At 51.8% G+C, this 17,485-nt stretch carries 15 protein-coding genes and 1 pseudogene; 12 read left to right on the top strand and 4 right to left on the bottom strand.

Features of this window, described 5'->3' with window-relative positions:
* Nucleotide 1 precedes the first annotated feature (1 nt).
* The 9 genes from ACMWKK_RS16965 (at nucleotide 2) to ACMWKK_RS16925 (ending at nucleotide 8,828) form a co-directional block, all read left to right on the top strand.
* Nucleotides 2–265: a hypothetical protein gene (locus ACMWKK_RS16965; protein ID WP_223195103.1), complete on the top strand. Its 264-nt coding sequence runs from the start codon at nucleotides 2–4 to the stop codon at nucleotides 263–265.
* Entirely contained in the window at nucleotides 249–665 is a 417-nt protein-coding gene (locus ACMWKK_RS16960; RefSeq protein ID WP_000926982.1) for a TIGR03751 family conjugal transfer lipoprotein, read from the top strand. The genes ACMWKK_RS16965 and ACMWKK_RS16960 overlap by 17 nt, the downstream gene beginning before the upstream one ends.
* Nucleotides 665–3,481, top strand: a complete 2,817-nt coding sequence (locus ACMWKK_RS16955; protein ID WP_152043860.1) for a conjugative transfer ATPase — start codon at nucleotides 665–667, stop codon at nucleotides 3,479–3,481. Before ACMWKK_RS16960 ends, ACMWKK_RS16955 begins: the two co-directional genes overlap by 1 nt.
* Nucleotides 3,478–3,885: a hypothetical protein gene (locus ACMWKK_RS16950; protein WP_032676588.1), complete on the top strand. Its 408-nt coding sequence runs from the start codon at nucleotides 3,478–3,480 to the stop codon at nucleotides 3,883–3,885. The genes ACMWKK_RS16955 and ACMWKK_RS16950 overlap by 4 nt, the downstream gene beginning before the upstream one ends.
* Nucleotides 3,886–4,151: 266 nt before the next feature.
* Complete coding sequence (locus tag ACMWKK_RS16945) at nucleotides 4,152–4,559, top strand: TIGR03757 family integrating conjugative element protein (protein WP_105633371.1); 408 nt, start codon at nucleotides 4,152–4,154, stop codon at nucleotides 4,557–4,559.
* Nucleotides 4,556–5,527, top strand: a complete 972-nt coding sequence (locus ACMWKK_RS16940) for a TIGR03756 family integrating conjugative element protein (RefSeq protein ID WP_064373805.1) — start codon at nucleotides 4,556–4,558, stop codon at nucleotides 5,525–5,527. The genes ACMWKK_RS16945 and ACMWKK_RS16940 overlap by 4 nt, the downstream gene beginning before the upstream one ends.
* Before the next feature lie 11 nt (nucleotides 5,528–5,538).
* Complete coding sequence (locus ACMWKK_RS16935) at nucleotides 5,539–6,933, top strand: integrating conjugative element protein (RefSeq protein ID WP_000709002.1); 1,395 nt, start codon at nucleotides 5,539–5,541, stop codon at nucleotides 6,931–6,933.
* A 1-nt stretch (nucleotide 6,934) separates the two neighbouring features.
* A complete protein-coding gene (locus tag ACMWKK_RS16930; RefSeq protein ID WP_152043861.1) occupies nucleotides 6,935–7,273 on the top strand; it encodes a hypothetical protein in 339 nt (112 codons plus the stop codon).
* Nucleotides 7,274–7,283: 10 nt separating this feature from the next.
* Nucleotides 7,284–8,828 carry a conjugal transfer protein TraG N-terminal domain-containing protein gene (locus ACMWKK_RS16925; protein ID WP_152043862.1) on the top strand — a complete coding sequence of 515 codons (1,545 nt, stop codon included), beginning with the start codon at nucleotides 7,284–7,286 and terminating at the stop codon, nucleotides 8,826–8,828.
* Nucleotides 8,829–8,872: 44 nt separating this feature from the next.
* Here ACMWKK_RS16925 and ACMWKK_RS16920 read toward each other — a convergent pair whose 3' ends face one another.
* From ACMWKK_RS16920 to ACMWKK_RS16910, 3 genes are all read right to left on the bottom strand, one after another.
* Complete coding sequence (locus tag ACMWKK_RS16920) at nucleotides 8,873–9,154, bottom strand: hypothetical protein (RefSeq protein WP_152043863.1); 282 nt, start codon at nucleotides 9,152–9,154, stop codon at nucleotides 8,873–8,875.
* 107 nt (nucleotides 9,155–9,261) lie between these two features.
* The gene (locus tag ACMWKK_RS16915) at nucleotides 9,262–10,017 is read right to left on the bottom strand and encodes a hypothetical protein (RefSeq protein WP_152043864.1); all 756 of its coding nucleotides are present in this window, start codon (nucleotides 10,015–10,017) and stop codon (nucleotides 9,262–9,264) included.
* A gap of 367 nt (nucleotides 10,018–10,384) precedes the next feature.
* Complete coding sequence (locus ACMWKK_RS16910; protein ID WP_152043865.1) at nucleotides 10,385–10,996, bottom strand: DNA-binding protein; 612 nt, start codon at nucleotides 10,994–10,996, stop codon at nucleotides 10,385–10,387.
* 207 nt (nucleotides 10,997–11,203) lie between these two features.
* On the opposite strand from ACMWKK_RS16910, the pseudogene ACMWKK_RS16905 reads away from it, so the two are divergent.
* The 3 genes and pseudogenes from ACMWKK_RS16905 (at nucleotide 11,204) to ACMWKK_RS16895 (ending at nucleotide 13,884) form a co-directional block, all read left to right on the top strand.
* Nucleotides 11,204–11,703, top strand: a pseudogene (locus tag ACMWKK_RS16905) (HEPN family nuclease).
* Between the two features lie 12 nt (nucleotides 11,704–11,715).
* Entirely contained in the window at nucleotides 11,716–12,489 is a 774-nt protein-coding gene (locus ACMWKK_RS16900) for a hypothetical protein (protein ID WP_152043867.1), read from the top strand.
* Between the two features lie 270 nt (nucleotides 12,490–12,759).
* A complete protein-coding gene (locus ACMWKK_RS16895) occupies nucleotides 12,760–13,884 on the top strand; it encodes a DUF3800 domain-containing protein (RefSeq protein ID WP_152043868.1) in 1,125 nt (374 codons plus the stop codon).
* Between the two features lie 421 nt (nucleotides 13,885–14,305).
* Here ACMWKK_RS16895 and ACMWKK_RS16890 read toward each other — a convergent pair whose 3' ends face one another.
* The gene (locus tag ACMWKK_RS16890) at nucleotides 14,306–16,927 is read right to left on the bottom strand and encodes a TrlF family AAA-like ATPase (protein WP_152043869.1); all 2,622 of its coding nucleotides are present in this window, start codon (nucleotides 16,925–16,927) and stop codon (nucleotides 14,306–14,308) included.
* Between the last annotated feature and the right edge of the window lie 558 nt (nucleotides 16,928–17,485).

Below are 17,485 nucleotides of genomic sequence, written 5' to 3'. Positions count from 1 at the left end.
GATGCAGAACAATAAAAACCTCGAATATCGGGTGGACTATACACCACTGGGTGGCCGTCTCTTTGCCGGTTTTGTCAGGCGTGATAATGGCAAATGGGAAGGTAACAGGCATGAAGTCACCGAACAGGCCCTGCTCGCTGTCGGAAAAAAGCTTCTGAGCGAGGGTAATGGAATGCAGATGCAGCTGCCTGATGGGCGAGTGATTCGTCTGTCAGCTGTCATCAGTGATTCGGATGAAGCGGAGGTGCATGTTGCTCAGTTTTAATCATCTGGCCACCATTATGTTGGTTGTTGTACCGCTTGCCCTCTCGGGTTGCAGTACGTCAAAAGAGGAGATGTTGCCGCCTGGCGACAGCACCATGCTTGAATTATGGAACGATGGTGCATCGGCAACTCATGCTACCAACGAGAGCAGAACAACACTTCGCCGGCCAGTTACAGACAGCGAACGTGAGATCAATCAGCAGGTCAGTAACAGCTACAGCCGCACCCAGGAAAATGAAATTCAGCAGACGTTTCCGCGTCTGCCAAATCCTGACATGGTCATGTATGTTTTCCCGCATCTGGCTGGCGGGAACACGCCGGTTCCAGGCTACAGCACCGTCTTTCCTTTCTACAGCCAGGTACAGTATGCGTTGCCTGGTGAGCGAACGGAGGATCTCTGATGGCTTTCCCTCTATTTAGCCGACGTCGAGCATCTCAGGATGCTCATCAGTACGGTAACGGTCCGTTTTCCGTCAGTGGGTATGAACCGCTTACCCGGGAAGGGCAGCTGACTCATTCAGATGAAGCGCGTCTGTATTCCACGGCACCTTCCATTATCGATCATGTTCCCTGGGGCGAGTATTTGCCAGAGCATGAATGCATTCTGCTTGACGATGGTGTATCTGTCGGGGCCGTGTATGAGATTATTCCTGTGGGCACTGAAGGGCGCCCGGAAACACGTCTGGACGAGATCTGCAATATCGCTGAGAACGCCCTACAGGACAGTCTCCCTGAACTGGATGATCACCAATGGGTGGTACAGTTTTTCTGCCAGGATGACTCTGATCTCTCTACTTATATGGATACTATCAGAGGCTATGTCAGGCCAAGAGCTCAGGGAACTGCATTCACGAAAGCCTGGCTGGCTGAACAGGAGCGCCACCTAGAAAATGTGGCGGTGGAACAGGGGCTTTTTGTAGACGAGGCTGTCACAGGGGCCGCCTGGAGAGGGCAAATTCGCAGAACGCGCATGGTGGTTTACCGTTGGGTTGAGACGCCGTATCGTGACCCCATGCCACCGGAGGTGCTGCTGAAACAGGTCTGCGATCGCCTGACTGCAGCTCTGAGCGGTGCCGGTATCCGGTGCGAAAAGCAGAACGGCGAGCAAATCCATAGTTGGCTGTTGCGCTGGTTCAACCCGGCGCCGGCGTGGGTCGATAAGAAAACATTGTATCGTTGCGCAAAACACTCCGATCATGCACCGGGCGATCTGCCTCTTCTGAATGATTTCAGCGAAAGCCTCTGGTTTACCCGCCCGCGAAGTGATGCCGAAAGCGGTGTGTGGTGGTTTGATGATGTGGCACATAAAGCTGTTCCGGTTGCCCGCCTGCGTACTGCACCTTCCACCGGTCATCTGACGGGGGAGGTAAAACGTGGTGATAACGTGAATGCCATTATGGATCTGCTTCCGGAAGGGACAGTTCTGGCCATGACCCTGGTGGTTCAGCCTCAGGACAAACTTGAAGAAAGTTTTGCGAGCCTGAGCCGCAATTCAATGGGGGAGAATGTTGATTCCCTGCGTGCTCGTGAAGACGCTGCTACAGCGCGTAATTTCCTGGGAAACAAACACAAGCTTTACCGTGCGGCCATCACACTGCTTATCAAGGCTCAGGACAAGGAAACACTCGATAAACGGTATCTTGATCTCAGCAGTAAATTGCTGAACTGTGGGATGGAACCGATAAATCCAGAACACGATATTGGCCCTCTCAGCAGTTATATGCGTGCGTTACCCATGTGCTTTAACCCTCAAATGGATAAACACAACTGGTACACGCGCCTTATGTTTGTACAGCATTTTGCATGTCTCGCCCCTATTTATGGTCGTGACACCGGTACTGGTCACCCGGGGCTTACGTTCTGGAATCGTGGTGGTGGCCCCCTGTCCGTAGATCCACTTAATAAAAATGACCGTACCCAGAATGCGCACCTGCTGCTTTTCGGGCCGACAGGTGCCGGTAAATCTGCCACTGCGCTCGATAAACTGGCTCAGATGGTGGCAATCTACCGCCCCCGTATATTTTTGCTGGAAGCGGGTAACAGCTTCGGTCTGTTTGGAGATTACTGTAATTCGCTGGGGCTCTCAGTGCACCGTGTCAGTATCAAGCCTGGTAAGGTTATTTCACTTGCTCCGTTTGGCGATTCACATCTGCTCATGCAGGCGAAACCTGAGACGTTAGTGACAAGCGAAGAGGCCCTCCCTGACATTGATGAAGATGATGAGGACAAGGACGAAGAACGTGACATTCTGGGTGAAATGGAGATTGCAGCGCGGTTGATGATCACCGGTGGTGAAGCAGCAGAAGAGGAGCGAATGACACGCGCCGACCGCGGTATGATTCGTGAGGCGATACTCATTGCGGCTCGTAAAGCGTTTGAGGAAAACCGCCAGATGCTACCGGAAGATTTAATGTTCTCGCTTGAGAACATTGCCCGCGATGTCAGCATGGGAGAAGACGGCCGCGAGAAACGCACGCCAGCGCGACGTGCGCGAGCTGAAGAGATGGCAGAAGCATTACGCATGTTTACCGAAGGTTTTGAAGGGGAGTTGTTTAACCGTCCAGGCGCGCAATGGCCAGAGGCAGACGTGACTATTGTTGATTTAGGTACGCTGGCGCGTGAAGGCTATGAAGCTCAGATGGCCGTTGCTGTCATCTCGCTGCTTAATACGATTAACAACATCGCAGAAAGGGAACAGTTCAGCGATCGGGATATCATTGTGCCAATCGACGAAGCGCATATTGTAACTGCTAACCCGCTGTTGGGCCCGTATGCAACCAAAATTGTCAAAATGTGGCGTAAGCTCGGATCATGGCTGTGGTTGTTCACACAGAACCTGGAGGATTTCCCTGACACTGCGAAAAAAATGCTCAATATGGCGGAGTGGTGGATCTGCCTCGTTATGCCACCTGATGAAGTTGAACAAATAGCGCGATTTAAGACGCTCACAGAAGAGCAGAAGGCGATGCTGTTGTCCGCGACAAAACTTCCGAGAAAATACACAGAGGGAGTTATTTTGTCCCGTAAGGTACAGGCGTTGTTTCGTGCGGTCCCCCCCAGTTTGTACCTGGCGCTGGGAATGACTGAAAAAGAGGAAAAAGCCGAAAGACGGGCCATTATGAATGAATTAAATTGCTCGGAGCTTGAGGCCGCATTTCACGTTGCGCGCCGCCTCGATGAGAAACGTGGCATTGGTACTATTCAGGGGACAATATGAAAAAACTGATTATGGCGACGCCGATCGTTGTACCGGACAAGGCATTTATTGCCTCTGTTATTTTTACCGTTCCGCCACAGGGTTCTGCCTCAGTCGGTGTGGCTGACAGTGAGTCGATTAAGCATCTGCAAGGGGAGATCGTTAAGAGACTGGAGCAGCCTGTATTGCTGTCGGTCTATCCTCACCGGGTTGGCCGGCGCAGCTGCGTTGCAGTCCACCTCAGCGACGTGCATGAGAAAACCCTGGATATCCTGATAACTGTTACCGGCAATACACTCTGGCCAGCAGAACAAGAGTACCGGTCGGGTATCCGATGGAATATCTGTGTACCCGATGCAACCGATATGCTCTGGGTTCTTAAGGAAATCGACAGGGTGACCTGTGACACCGGATGTGACTTATAACCCTCCGACCTTGCCAGACAGCGGTGTGTTTTCCGCTGTCTGGTAAGGGGGGAGGCTGCGGGTGCGGGCGGCAAAGAGCCCGCGTGTATTAAAGTTCCTGCATTTAAAAAATGACATTTCCAGCGATCTGAGATTTATGCTGACGTACAGATGATGAATTACCAGGGCAAGATTAATTATCATTTTTCACGTCAGAATTAATTACTGACCCCTCCTTAAAGAGAACGCACCCTGAATAGGTTTTTCACACTCAGGGAGTGTTTTTCATGAAAATGCCATTTTGCTGCCTGGCAGCACTGTTCCTTTCCGTCGGTGCCAGTGCCGGCACAGTGATATATACCGACTCCTCTCATGCCATAGCAGCAAATCCTGGTCCGGATGTCTCCGTTGTTGAGCTCGATGCGCCCGAACGTGCACAGGCGGACATTTTCGGTCAGTTATCTGCCGATCCCGTTCTTGCAGAACAACGTGCCCGGGCAGTGATCTCTTCCCCGAATTTCCGGCAGCAGCAACAACAACTGGCGGAAGCTTATGCGGGTGTCACTCATGCCTGGTCCCTCGGCCTGGAAAAATACCCGGCTGTGGTTTTTGATGACGTCTTTGTTGTCTACGGTACGACTGATGTCAACGAGGCAACCCGTCAGCTCACTGCCTGGAAGGAGAAGAACCGATGAAATCTTTCTCCTTCCGCCCACGTCGACTGGCGATCGCCACATTGCTGGTTTGTTCCGGCACCATGGCCAGCGTCAATACAGCGAATCTTCTGGCCAGCGCGGCAAGTACAGACTGTATCAGCTGGCGTGTCAGTGGTATCTGCTACTGGTTATTGTGTACCCCATTTGGTTGCACGGTGAAAACCTCGGTAAAAGTGACACATTTCATTCCGGAGGCTGTGGTATCGGCTTACCTCAACCCCGGAGATAACCCCTGGACCGAAATGTCCACAGTTAGTAACGCCGCCAGCGGTGCTGAAGGTTCTCTGCTGGAAAGTGTGACGGGCGTGAGTACGGGGGGCGGTCGTCAGGAGATGAAAGCTCCCGGGGAACGTAAGCAGAACCTGCATTTCTATTACGGCGACGCCTATGGCCATCCAGCAACGAAAGTCATTGGCGGTATGGTGCCGGGCTATTCATGCGACAGTGCTGCCACTCCTTTCATGCCATATTTCAACAGCTCACTGGATGCTCTGGTCTGGCGAACGGGTGTCCCGGAGACCCTTTATCCCGAAGCACTCATCCCCGGGCAACGAGAAATCGGGGAAACCACATCCGGCAATATGTGGGGGAACGTTTATCCACGTAGCGGGTTTGTCACCCAGACAGACAGTTACAAATCAGCAGCGGTTGTAGTTCAGCGTGTCGCTGACGTCATTACCCGCTCCGGCCAGCTCCACGTCTACAACCCCCTTACGGGACAGAAGTCCCCGGGTTACTGGCCACCCGAGCCGGTAAAAGAAAATACCGGCACGAAAAACCACAAATGGCAGCGACTTTCGCCTCAGTTGTCCCAGACCTGTGCAGTGTTTCCCGACACCAATGGTCAGATTGCCCAGGACGGTAACTATGCCTGGGCATTGTGGCAACCGTACAGCTGCTGCAAACGTCGCGGCCAGACGTTCCTTTCCAGCACCGATTTCTCATAAAGGTTCAGAACATGAAAAAAGCAGGACTTTTACTGATTTTTGCCTCGCTGCCGGCAATGGCAGCTGATATCTCTTTGTCTTCATCGGGGGCGTCAGTTAGCGGTAACGCTATCAGCGATGGGCTCTTTTATTCTATTGGTGGCGGTTCGGTTATTTCACCCCCGCCCAGTCGTAACAATATGTCCAGGATAGGCATTAATGGTGGCCTTAGCAGTGATCTGATGTGTGGCAATTTCGACATCAAAACAACCGTTGGCAACCAGCTGAATGGTATTACCAGCGGGTTTAAGGATTTGATGGGGAATGTGATTCAGGGGGCGACCGGTGCTGTCATGAGTATGCCGGCAATGGCTATTCAGCGCGCAAACCCCGGGCTGTATGAAATGCTCACCAATGGCGTTCTGCAGGCCGGTTTGAGCTTTGATAAAGCGATGTTGAACTGTCAGAGTATGTCGAAGAAGCTGGCTGATTATACCATTGGCAATAAATGGCAGCAGGTAGCCGTCTCTGAAGAGTACAAAGATATTGTGGCCACAAGTGGTGGCGATGCGGTTTCCAGCGACCAGAAACTGCAAAAAGCAACTGGAGAGGAAGGCGTGACGTGGGTCGGTGGGCAGAAAAGGGGAGGTAAGGGGCAGCCCGCAATTCAACCCACTCGGGATCTGGCCAAAGCTGGTTATAACATGATGAATAATTTGCCAGTGACCAGTAACAGCAGCGTCGGCTCCTCGAGCTGCAATGGTACCGCATGCCAACGTTATAAATCTTCTGAAGAGGCCGCAGCGGCCGTTGTTAAAGTGCTTGGTGATCGCTCCATCAGGACTTGCCGGGAAACCAGTGAATGTACCAGTGGTGGAACCGATAACCAGCCGGGCAGTGCTGTCGCTGGTACTGGCTTTTCTCCCATCCTTGAGGATGCCACGAAAGAGAATCTGGAGCAGCTTAGTAAGCTGGTTAGTGGTGAACTGCAGCCCACCACTGATAACCTTTCCGCACTGAAAACCGGCAGTCTGGTTGTCACCCGCGGGGTAATTCAGGCATTACGTGACGATCCAGACAAAGCGGCCCTGGTTCAACGGCTTGCCGGCGAACTGGCGATGTCCGATACCGTTGAAACCGCGCTAACAATGCGCAGGATGCTCACCACCGGTGAATCCGAACCTAATGCTGCAGAGCAGCCGGAAGCTATTGCCGAGGGTGATCGCCGCATCGATGCCCTCGATCGCGAGCTGACGGCGCTGCGTAATGAGATGGAGTTACGCAAATCTATCAGCAATAACAGTCTGCTTACGGCACTGGAACGGCAGGGAACAAGGAATCAGGATAACCGTCTGCAGCAGAAAGCCGGTAACGAGGACCAGGGCTTCAGCCAGATGGGCCAGTCTCAGTCTTCCGGAGCAAACTGATATGAGACTTTACCCGTTCAGCGGCCATATTGGCCGCATTCTCCTTATGGTGCTGCTCATTCTGTTGATGACGGCCAGCATGTTTGCTATCTCAGCGGTATTTATGGCTTACGACCCTGATGGCCACATCACACGGGGCTGGTTGCATGACAGCCGATGGGGACTGTTTGCCTGGCGACTGGTTCTTTATGGCTGCCTTATTACCGCCTGGATACTGAAGGTACGCCCACAGGCATTAATCCGCTGGCCGGACGGACGTCCGCGTCTTGTGCGTATGGAACTGATGGGGGTGTTGTTCCTGGTAGCCACGGAATATGTGGCCTGGACAAGTGCTGTGTAAGGAGAGGACGATGACCGCAAACAGTTTTCTGGAATATTTTCTCGTTCTCTTTGGCTGGGTAATGAACAATGCTATGTGGAGCATTCTCAGCAATACGGGCCTTTTTGCATTGCCACTAGTGGTCAGGGTTCTTGGCGTCTGGCTGAAAGTGAGGGAGGAGGGGGCTGACGAGGGGAACAAAGGGCTTCTTGCCCTTCCGCGAATCGAGCATGCATTGTATGTGTCTTATCTTGTGATGCTCTTTTGCTGCATTCCGCTGTTGCCGGTTGATATCAGCACGATCAAGTTCGACAGTTCACGCGCTAAACAGTGCGGTGTCAGTGTGCCGACGCCACAGAATTCGGGCTACAAGGGACTCGTTAATGATTTTGACGGTCGTACGGCCGAGGTTCCAGTATGGTGGTATCTCCTGCATATGATGTCGAAGGGCACAACGCAGGCAATGATTGCGTCAATCCCATGCGGTACGAATTTGCGACAGATGCGTTTTGACATTCAGAACACGAAGCTGCGTGATCCTGTGTTGCTGCAGGAGGTCCAGGAATTTGCAGATCAATGTTACTCGAGAGCATATTTCAAACTGAAAAACAGCAACAGCCAGCTCAGTGATGCCACCATCAACTCTGTGGGCTGGATAGGTAGCAGCTACTTCCTGAATACTTCCGGATATTATGATTACTACACGGCTATGACGCCACGTAGCCAGTGGCCTTACAACATTAGCCGGGACAGTGGTTATCCAGATACCGGCGCAGGTGGATACCCAACATGTAAGACGTGGTGGTCTGATGGTACTTCCGGGCTTCGCAAACGAGTTCTGGCCAGCTTTAGTGATAACACACGTAAGGAGATGCAACGCCAGTTCCCCGGACAGCAGTGGGAAGAAATCGCGTTACGCTGGCTGGTCAGTCCACGCAACGCAGATCTGTCCGGCGCAGGTACCACTTATGCTGTTGGCAGTAGCGACACAACTTCCGGAGTAGTCGGTAATCTTACACGCCTTACCTCGTCTATTGGTCTTGGACTGAAACAGGCCGAAGCGTTACCAGGTTTTGATGCAATGAAGCAGGCGCTGCCGATGATCCAGGCATTATTGCTGATGATGATAATTACGGTCATTCCTGCGTTAATGATGTTCAGCGCCTACGATCCGAAAACCATTTTTACTATCTCATTCGCGTTATTTGCTCTTCAGTTCATTACGTTCTGGTGGGAACTGGCAGGCTGGCTTGATGACAGATTGATCACCATCCTTTATGACAATATGGCTGAGCAGGGGATTGCAAACAGCTCAGTGCCTTTTGCGGCTTTCTTTAGCTCAACGGCTGATGGATGGATTATGAACCTGGTATTGGGGATGATGTACCTGGTCTTTCCAATGTTCTGGGTTGGTATGCTCAGTTGGGCAGGAGTTCGAATTGGCAATATGGCTAACAACTTTAGCGATGCTTCTAAAATGCCTATGGATGCTGGTTCGGAAGCAGGTAAAAAAGCTCAGGGAATGGCGATTGATGCAGCTTCAGGCGGGATTAAATCAGGATTAAGTAAAGGGTAACTGATGGCTTTATGAAGCGGTGGTTATGCCATCGCTTCATAAGATTAAAAATTGTTAGAACCACCGTTAATACCTTTTTTCTCCCAGCTGTAACGGATAGGAGATTTATATTGGTCCTGTTTGTCTTTAGTGACATCCGCTTTAGAGGTAGAGGCGAGCACAGATGAAATCACACTACCAATTTCTTGTGTTGCACTCGAAAGTTTTACCGACTCAGGTTTTTTCCGCTTTAACTTTGACTCATCACTAACGATATTACGGCGTTTTGTAGTGAAGCGCGCAAAGGTGCTGCTCAGGTCATCTTTATTGAAACCGTCCTCGCTCATAGTAACGACTCCTGATTTCGTCTAATAAATAAGCTACTAAAAATCCCCTATACACGCAAATTATTAAGCGCTATATGGGCCGTATAGGGGACATGTCAACCTATCTTTCAGATTCTACCTACCAGTTTATCCGTAGCATCGATTGCAGGTTGAAGGCTTCTGATAAACTCCTTCAACTTATACATACTTGAGCAGCAAGAAATTTCTGGCTGGTTTGGATTTACAAAAGGGTTATGTCCATTTGTCATCTGCCCTTTCAGTCCAGCCAGCTTTTCGGTAATCATGAACCAGCTGCAATCGTTAATCAGATTCAGAATGTAGATTGTCTCTATATCCAAGGTTAGCCGCGAATCCAGCAGGCGCGAGATTTCTTTCTTTATATGCACATTATGGTTTTGAAAAAACTCGAACCAGTCTGCATATATCAGCTTTGGGTGTGCCTGAAGGAGTAAAGGTGCGTTACGTGCAAAGGGATTGATACCCGTAAATGCCGCATAAAAATCTTGTTCGGTTGAGTCATAGCTCAGCGTGGAGGACACATTGCGCAAATGTTCGTCGAACCCTTTTTTTATCCGTGTCAGTATAAAATTAACAAAAGCCGCACTGGTTTTTTTTTCTGCAAACACTGGCGGGTGAATACAGAACATATAAAAAATGTAGCTGGCGATTACCGAGCCAAGAATGCCTTCCACCACCGGACTGATTGCAGACATAAAATGCAGCGGCGCTGGTATACTGTTCAGAACCGCCACCTTGGACAGCAATACAACCAGACTACCGAGCCCGATCCAATGATAAAGCGCATCTACCGATCTGAGAAATCGGTACGTCTCCTTGCATCTTTCAAGCATTTTTTTACTCATATTTTTAACTTTATTCCTTAGCCGGTATGGATACCTTAATGCTGACTTCCGCTTGCAATACTTGTCATATGAGGCCGTCAGTCTGGTGGCCCGCTGGAGTCAGTGTGATTGACGGATTCAGTGCTCCCCACGATAAACTCCTTCAGGGACGTGAGCGCCCTAATCTGACGGACCGGTAACCGTTCTGTCGCTTTTGTCGTGATCTCTCAGGTACTTTACCAGTGCTTGGCTGGCCAGCTCACAGCAGCAGTCCGGAAATGACCCCAGCTCCTTGTGCCAGTCGGAGGGCACCGCTCACCGGCGCGTTCCTTGGTGGAGAGCTCCAGCGGACGACGGAAGGCCTCCACACGGGCCTGTGTTCCCGCTCTCATTTCTTCGCCTTCCCGTCATGGCGTGCCAGGGCCAGCAGCTCGGCCTGCAGCGCACGGCCATCCTCCCGGGTTTCCTTCAACTCCGCTTTGGTGTCCTGCAACTGCGCCGCCAGGTGTTCGCCGGTAGCGGTCAGACGGGCTACCTGCTCGCGCAGCGGCAGTGCCTCTGCGCGCAGCCCGCGTACCTCATCAAGCAACCGGTCACGTTCGGTCACCACCTCCCGAAGCACCGCCAGTTCACTTTCCAGTGCGGTCACTTTCTCCAGCGCCTCGTCGCGTTCCTGGTCGGCCCGGGCGATATCGGTGTCGGCCTGTTCCCGGGCCGCCAGTGTCCCGGCTTCTGCCTGTTTCACTGCGGCCTGCCACAGCAGGGCCAACTGGCCGGTGAGCAGTTGCGCCAGCTCTGGCGGCAGAGCCGGCGTCCGTTCGCTGGCCAGTGCGCGCTGGCGTGCCCGAAATTCCCGCATCACCGGGGAAATGTGGGACAGGGAGCCGCCACCGAGGTGCTGGCGGACCTGTTCGTTGGTCGGGTTCGGGTTGCCGGCGGCAATGAGTGCGGCGGCGACGTCCTCGATCCGACGGACGGTGTCAGCAGGCAGGTTAGTCATGAAATACTCCGTTTAGAAGGTATGCATACATTTTAACCTGACTGTATTTTGTACACAATACAAATAATACATTCAATACAAAACCAACATACACCATCTTTATTTTCGCGCTCAGATCCGAAAACTCACTGAATCGGAATTGCAGGCCTGAGGTATCTGATTGACCTGATGGTATAGTGAGTTTTTGGACCGGAGCGGGAGGTTTGAATGGGAAATTATTCAGATTTTGAGACCGAATTTGTTCAGCGAACACTGGCATTTATCGATCAGTATAACGAAATGATTGAGGTGCAGGGCAAGCCGTTCAGGGAGCAGTACAACTACACGTTGACCCTGAATTGCCTTCTGGGTCTTATCGTGTTGCGAAAGAGAGGGCGCTCTCTTTCCTGCCTGCTGACCGTTTAACGCAGCAGCTTAAAACCAGCATGGGGTTACAGGAGTCGCAACTACCCGGACCCGAGATGACCCTGCGGGCTCTGATCCTTAAAATGAGAAATTCTGTGGCTCATTTCAGCGTCCAGGTTGTATCAGTAAGCGATGAGAGTCTTGTAGATCTGATTGCTTTCAGGGATGATCCGGAGGATGAGAATGCCTACGCCATTTTCAGCGCCCCGGAACTTTTGCCTTTCCTTAAATATTACGCAGCGCAGCTGCTAGAGAATATGGCCCGCCGTCGAGCCCCAGCTGTTAACGTCTTGGATTTGTAAGGGATTTACACAATGTTGATTCTCGATTGCTCCTCACGGTCTCAGGCATTGCATACACTATCTGCCGGATTTGGCTGTCCCCCTGAAAAGCTGAAAAAGGTGCTGCTGTCGCTCGATCTGGAGCATATCTACGAAACAGATCAAAGTATTATAGTGGATGCAAATCAGTTTCTGAAAGATTATGTCAGCGCGGAACTGGGCGAACCGGGTCCCTTCAGAAGGGCGCTGTGGTTTCATGGCACCAGGACTTTCGTCGATAATACTTTTCCTGCAGGGTTACTTGCGCTGAATCATTCCGAATCGCTTGCGATGAAGATGCTGCTTACCCATGCCCCGAACGACATAGTCCGTAAACACCTGCAGGAATGGGTTGTTCCGGGGGGCGTCCCGGACGAGATGTTTCAGCTCAGAACAGGCGATAAAACGCACTGGGGACCATACGGCCATTTGGTCCGTGAATTACATTTCCACGCCAGAAAAAATGGGCTGCATGATTATCTCCGGCTGCCGGAACTGGTAGAGGACGTCTGTAACGCCTATCAGGAGCAGTACGGCCACGATCTGACGCCGCATTACCTCAGGGTGCTTCATCCCTGTATTATCTGGTTCCAGGCGGATATTATTTATGAAAAAGGGGCACTTGAGACGGCCCTAGCATATGCCTATACATCAGTCCGGGACCTCCCGCCGGACACAAACGCAACTTTAGGCATAGACTGTGAGGGTAAATCAGTGTCCAGATCGGCCATTGCTAGAATCGAGTTTCTGCCGACCGGGCAGATTTAACACAAAAAAATAGGCCAGTATTTTGGTCCGTTTGTTCCTTGCTGTGATCTAAGTGGGCAAGATCACTGCAGAGTAGATCGGTTTCTGCCGGGGTAAGCCATGTTTTTGTAAGATCCGCAAGGCGTCCCGAATCAGCGACCTTTCTGAAGTTACCGGACTCCGCGTGGATCTTAAGGCTTAAGCGGATCACTTGCAGCCGACTACAGAAAGGTTTTACATTGACCTAGATTATGCCGTTTCCCTTCCTCCTGCCCGGAAAAGGATATCTGAATGCACTTTTATGTGGATGAAACAGGCCAGACCGGCCGAAACCTTTTTGACAAAACCCAGCCCGTCCTCTCCTATGGAGTGCTGTCCTCAGATGCTGATCTGGATAAGGTTGCTGAAGCTGATCTTGCCGTATTACGCAAAACACTGGGCGTGGAGCGCCTGCACGCTGCGGAACTGGGCGTGCATCGTCTTTCTGATGTTGTGGATACGCTGCTGGTCCTCCAGAAAAAGCACCGGATACGGTTTGACATCTGGCAGGTGGTTAAGCGCGATCACGCCATTATTTCGTTCTTCGACCAGGTGTTTGATCAGGGGATGAATCCAGCTGTTCCCTGGTCCGCATACTGGACCCCTCTGCGCTACCCCCTGCTGCTGAATCTGGCCAGCCTGTTTGATGATGAACTTGCTGCAAACGCATGGAGTGCTAGGCTGGAGGCTCATGATGAGCGGGCGGCGGCGCTTTTCTGTACCGTCAGTAATGAACTGGTCAGCAGGACGGCAGCCAGCGCGCTGGACCATCGGTCGAAACAGCTGATCACCGATGCCCTGAACTGGGCATCAGTCAATTTTGAGCGGCTGGGCTATAACTGTAAAACTAACAAGGAAAGGCTGCAGATCATGCCCAATATGATTGGCTTTCAGTCCGTGCTGCACGGTATCTGCTCCCGCCTGGGGGCTCCTGAAAGAAAGGCCTGTATCATTGTTGACCAGCAGTCACAGTTCAACACTACACAACGTGAACTTAACGAGTTCTACTACCAGATCCGGGAGATGCCCTGGGAGCTGGGGCCTGGATTACCCGTAATGAATATGAAAAATATGCCGGCTGAGCCACTTGTTTTCCAGTCCGGTACCCAAAGTGCAGGCCTGGAGCTGGTAGATATTTATCTCTGGACATTCAAGCGATTCATGGAAGATAAGGCGCTGACAAAGCCGCTTGCCCGCCTTGTTTATACCAATCTGAAAACGGCCAGGACCAACAGCGTGTCAATCCAGTCGGTTGCCAAGCGCTTTGAGGAACTCCTGGGTAAACTCCCGGTTCCTACTGCCGAGATAATGAAGCAGGCGCAGGAACTGCGGGACTTTGACGAAGCCAGACGCATGCTGCATGTGGTGTCGGGATAACCCGGCTGATGCCGGATATTCATTTCTGCGTTCATCTGCACCGTCTTAGGGGCTGGTTTTCATGTTAACCGGCAGGCGTGATACACGGCACCGCTTACTGTTATGCAGCGACGCCAGAATGTCAGCGAGCTCATAATCAGCCCCCATCGCCACATCATGCAGTAACAGGAAAAAAACCTTTACTGTCGCCCCTGCACGAATCCAGATACAGCTGCAGCCATCGAGCATGGCGGAGTAGGTGGCGTTGTTCCCGCTGCAGCCACTTCAGGGGCAGACGGGACGTCATATAGTCCAGGCTGCGCATTTCCTGATGAAGCGGTGCGAGAACAGCATGAAAATCCTCTCTGAGGATTCGGGTTAATTGGAAACAGAAAAAGCCGCATTTGCGGCTTTTTCTGCATGCTCAGTAAGCGTGATGGCATCAGGTTTTACTGAGCCATGAGCCGTAAACTTCCCTGCGACGCTCAAAGGCTTCCCGCCCTCCCTCCATCACAGAAATGATGTGCTGTTGTACAAGAGGGGCATCCACGCCCCCGCCGGCAGCCTGGATCTTTCCGTCTGAATATTCACAGGCACAGACATTTTCTGCATCTCCCAACACCGGAATGTTGGCATTATGAGTGGCAAAGATAAACTGGGTGTGGGGTTTCATTACCCGGATGATTTTAATCACGTCGTCATAAATCGTCTGATTGTCGAGGTCGTCTTCGGGCTGATCGATGATCACCACATCATTGTCCTGCTGATTCAGGACAAACAGCATTAATGCGGATGCGCGCTGACCCAGCGAGTGCTGTTCTAGGGGTTTGCCCCGGAATTCAATGGAGTAGGTATTGGGTATTTGCCAGGCAATCAGCGATTCTATCTGCTGTTCCAGATACTCGCTGAACGTCTCTGCAGAGCCGCTGATAATCCTCGGGAGTTTGTCCCTGTTCAGCCAGAGTTCACCAAAGTCTCTGAAGGTGTCAGCCACGGTCTGGTAGGTACTTTCCCGCAGCCGGCTGCCGGTAAAGGCCTCTTTCAGAACGGCCTGCATGGCTTTTTTGCCGTTTGCAAAGGACGGCACGATCTTCAGGGGCGAGTCGGCCTGGCTGATGCCGGCCAGCACGGCTTCAATTTCCTGATATTCTTCCACCCACAGTTCATACAATCGGCTCAGCGCCTCTGTCAGGCTTTTCTCCAGTAACGCCTGACTGCTTTCAGCCCGGGTCAGCTCGGCAATTTTCTGTTCCGCAAGTTCCAGCCCGGCCTTCAGCTTCAGAAAGTCAGCCGGATCGGCTTTTTCCACGCCTGCCAGCCGCAACTCTTCAGCCAGGCCACGCTCTATTTCGGCAAATTCCTCCGTCAGCGCCAGCTTTTTCTGCAGGAAGGCCTGCTGCTTCGTATCGAGTTCGGCGAGGAGCGGGCGGGCGCCGTCTACGATGGAGTTCAGGGAGTCGAGATGGGCCGTGAAGCGATCATATCCCGCACTGTAATCATCAATGTCTGCCTGGTTATGCGCTGATTCATGTTTCTGCTCCTGTTTCAGCTCATCGAGTGTTTCCTTGATCCCGTCCTGCAGACTGTCCAGCGCCCGGGTTGCCCGTGCAGTGGTACTGCTGAGATAACGCTCATCCCGTCCGAAAGTGGTCTGACGCGCCAGTTTTTCTTCCATACCGTGCTGGGCATAAAAGCGCAGGCGGAACTGCGCATCCTTCTCTTTCGCCTGCCATTCGGAGAGTGTTTCTCCTGATGTTTTCAGACGACGATACTCGCGTAACCTGTCGAGGACGACATCATTCTGCTGCCGGATTTTATTCCGCACGGCGGCCAGGCGCTCTCCGACCAGTTTTTCAATCAGGTCGTGTTCAAATCCCGCGCCGGTATTGGACAGATCTTTCTGGCCAAAATACACCGGCTTGTGCAGAACCGTTTCCCGAAGCGCCACCCCGTGCCGGGCCTGACCGTCAAAAATAACCTGCGGCTCCTGGCCGAAGATGCGGGTTATCTGATAGGCCCGTCCGTGACGGCACACGGCGTCAACGGTAATCTTCCCCCCGCTTTTGAGTAAATTACTGACCAGATTTTCTTTGTAATCGCGGTCAGAAGCCTTCTCGCCAAACGGAATGTCCAAGGCATATCGGATCCCTTCAAGTATGGAGGATTTGCCGCTGCCGCGGATCCCAATCAGGGTGTTCAGCTCCGGAGATAATTTCACCACGGTTCCACCGAGCGAACCGGCTCCCTCGAATGCTATCTGGCGGATATGGCTGTGGTTCAGGGGCGGTTTCTCGCCGCTGACGCGATGCGGAAAATCCTGCAGCGCAAAGCGGACAGCGTCAAAACTGTAATCACCCAGTTTCAGATAGCTGGCGACTTTTCTGGCACCGATGTGATCCAGCGTTTTGGCATCGCATCCTTGGACTTCAGCAGGATAGCGCTCACCAAGCACGCCCTGAATTTTGACCCGCAGGTCGAGGGTCATCACCTTCTGAAATCCCGTCACGCGCCGGCGGACAAGGTCATTTTTAAAAAGCTCCCCGATCCGGCCAGGGCTCAGCCCGCCCCATAACCCGTTATGGGCCTCCACGTGAGCAAACACAATAAAGTAATCCCGTTCGTACCGGTCAAGGCGCTGGATGGTCTGTGTGATATTTTCTGTTGAACGGGCATTTTCGTTCTCAAAATTATCAACGCCCGCAAACGTGGCCGTCAGGAAACTTTCAATATGATTCGTCTGCTGTAGATTGATAAACCACTCATCAGCAAAGACCACGAGCGTGTGCACGCCGGCTTGGCCATCATTGACGGACAGCTCCACGCCGGGTAGTAGCCCTATACCTTCACGGCGCGCCGCTTTACGCAGTGCAATGAACTCACCGGGGTCAAATTTATTGTGATTGGTGATAACCCCCAGCCCCACTTCCGCCGCTTTAAGGGTATTCACATAGTCGGTAATAAATCTGTCGCTTTCGCCGGCATAGCGAAATTCTTTATCTGCACGGGTATGCAGGTGAAAATCCACCTTGACCCAGCAGGATCCATTCTCAAATACGGGATACATTCCTTGATACCTTTATTCAGTCGCTGATGAATGCCCGGAGGCTTTGCTTAATGTCATTTATATTAGGGCGATCCCGTTCCGGCTTCATTTTATTTCCGTAGCCGCTTAATAAATCTTTGATCTGAACCCGAACCGCATTTAACCGGTTACGAATGAGGGCGGCCGGCAGTCTTTTCCGATGTGCTGAATTAAGCAATAGAAAGTGATTATTATTGCATATCAGACATTAATGCCAAAAAAGAAATAATAATTTATGGTTATTGCAGATTAAGCAGTAGTTTTTTTCTTCTCGCACAGATCCGATTTCTGGTGGTCCCGGTTCTTCTTTTCGGCCTCCGGGGCGCTGCGGCCATTTAATCCACCATGTGGTAGTTAATACCGCACCGGTCACGCTATATGCTGTATCTTCGCCCCCGGCCTTATTCCCTGACCGTGATACACTTCCGGAAACTGCTGTAGAGCAGAAAAATCTGATCACCTTGAAACCGGCATTCGGTAATTTAATGGAGTGGTTATATATCTGTTTATTATCAGGTTAGTGATTATCACTCACTGCGA

The organism is Enterobacter sp. 01-M-03-SI-ECC (assembly GCF_047530215.1).
GTDB lineage: Bacteria > Pseudomonadota > Gammaproteobacteria > Enterobacterales > Enterobacteriaceae > Enterobacter > Enterobacter chengduensis.
The sequence above is the reverse complement of the archived record's forward strand: the minus strand, read 5'-3'. Positions and strand labels throughout refer to the sequence as shown.

Excerpts from the sequence above, each read along its gene's own strand:
- ACMWKK_RS16965 (WP_223195103.1), top strand. The coding sequence starts at position 2 with ATGCAGAACAATAAAAACCTCGAATATCGGGTGGACTATACACCACTG.
- ACMWKK_RS16960 (WP_000926982.1), top strand. The coding sequence starts at position 249 with ATGTTGCTCAGTTTTAATCATCTGGCCACCATTATGTTGGTTGTTGTA.
- ACMWKK_RS16955 (WP_152043860.1), top strand. The coding sequence starts at position 665 with ATGGCTTTCCCTCTATTTAGCCGACGTCGAGCATCTCAGGATGCTCAT.
- ACMWKK_RS16950 (WP_032676588.1), top strand. The coding sequence starts at position 3,478 with ATGAAAAAACTGATTATGGCGACGCCGATCGTTGTACCGGACAAGGCA.
- ACMWKK_RS16945 (WP_105633371.1), top strand. The coding sequence starts at position 4,152 with ATGAAAATGCCATTTTGCTGCCTGGCAGCACTGTTCCTTTCCGTCGGT.
- ACMWKK_RS16940 (WP_064373805.1), top strand. The coding sequence starts at position 4,556 with ATGAAATCTTTCTCCTTCCGCCCACGTCGACTGGCGATCGCCACATTG.
- ACMWKK_RS16935 (WP_000709002.1), top strand. The coding sequence starts at position 5,539 with ATGAAAAAAGCAGGACTTTTACTGATTTTTGCCTCGCTGCCGGCAATG.
- ACMWKK_RS16930 (WP_152043861.1), top strand. The coding sequence starts at position 6,935 with ATGAGACTTTACCCGTTCAGCGGCCATATTGGCCGCATTCTCCTTATG.
- ACMWKK_RS16925 (WP_152043862.1), top strand. The coding sequence starts at position 7,284 with ATGACCGCAAACAGTTTTCTGGAATATTTTCTCGTTCTCTTTGGCTGG.
- ACMWKK_RS16920 (WP_152043863.1), bottom strand. The coding sequence starts at position 9,154 with ATGAGCGAGGACGGTTTCAATAAAGATGACCTGAGCAGCACCTTTGCG.
- ACMWKK_RS16915 (WP_152043864.1), bottom strand. The coding sequence starts at position 10,017 with ATGAGTAAAAAAATGCTTGAAAGATGCAAGGAGACGTACCGATTTCTC.
- ACMWKK_RS16910 (WP_152043865.1), bottom strand. The coding sequence starts at position 10,996 with ATGACTAACCTGCCTGCTGACACCGTCCGTCGGATCGAGGACGTCGCC.
- ACMWKK_RS16900 (WP_152043867.1), top strand. The coding sequence starts at position 11,716 with ATGTTGATTCTCGATTGCTCCTCACGGTCTCAGGCATTGCATACACTA.
- ACMWKK_RS16895 (WP_152043868.1), top strand. The coding sequence starts at position 12,760 with ATGCACTTTTATGTGGATGAAACAGGCCAGACCGGCCGAAACCTTTTT.
- ACMWKK_RS16890 (WP_152043869.1), bottom strand. The coding sequence starts at position 16,927 with ATGTATCCCGTATTTGAGAATGGATCCTGCTGGGTCAAGGTGGATTTT.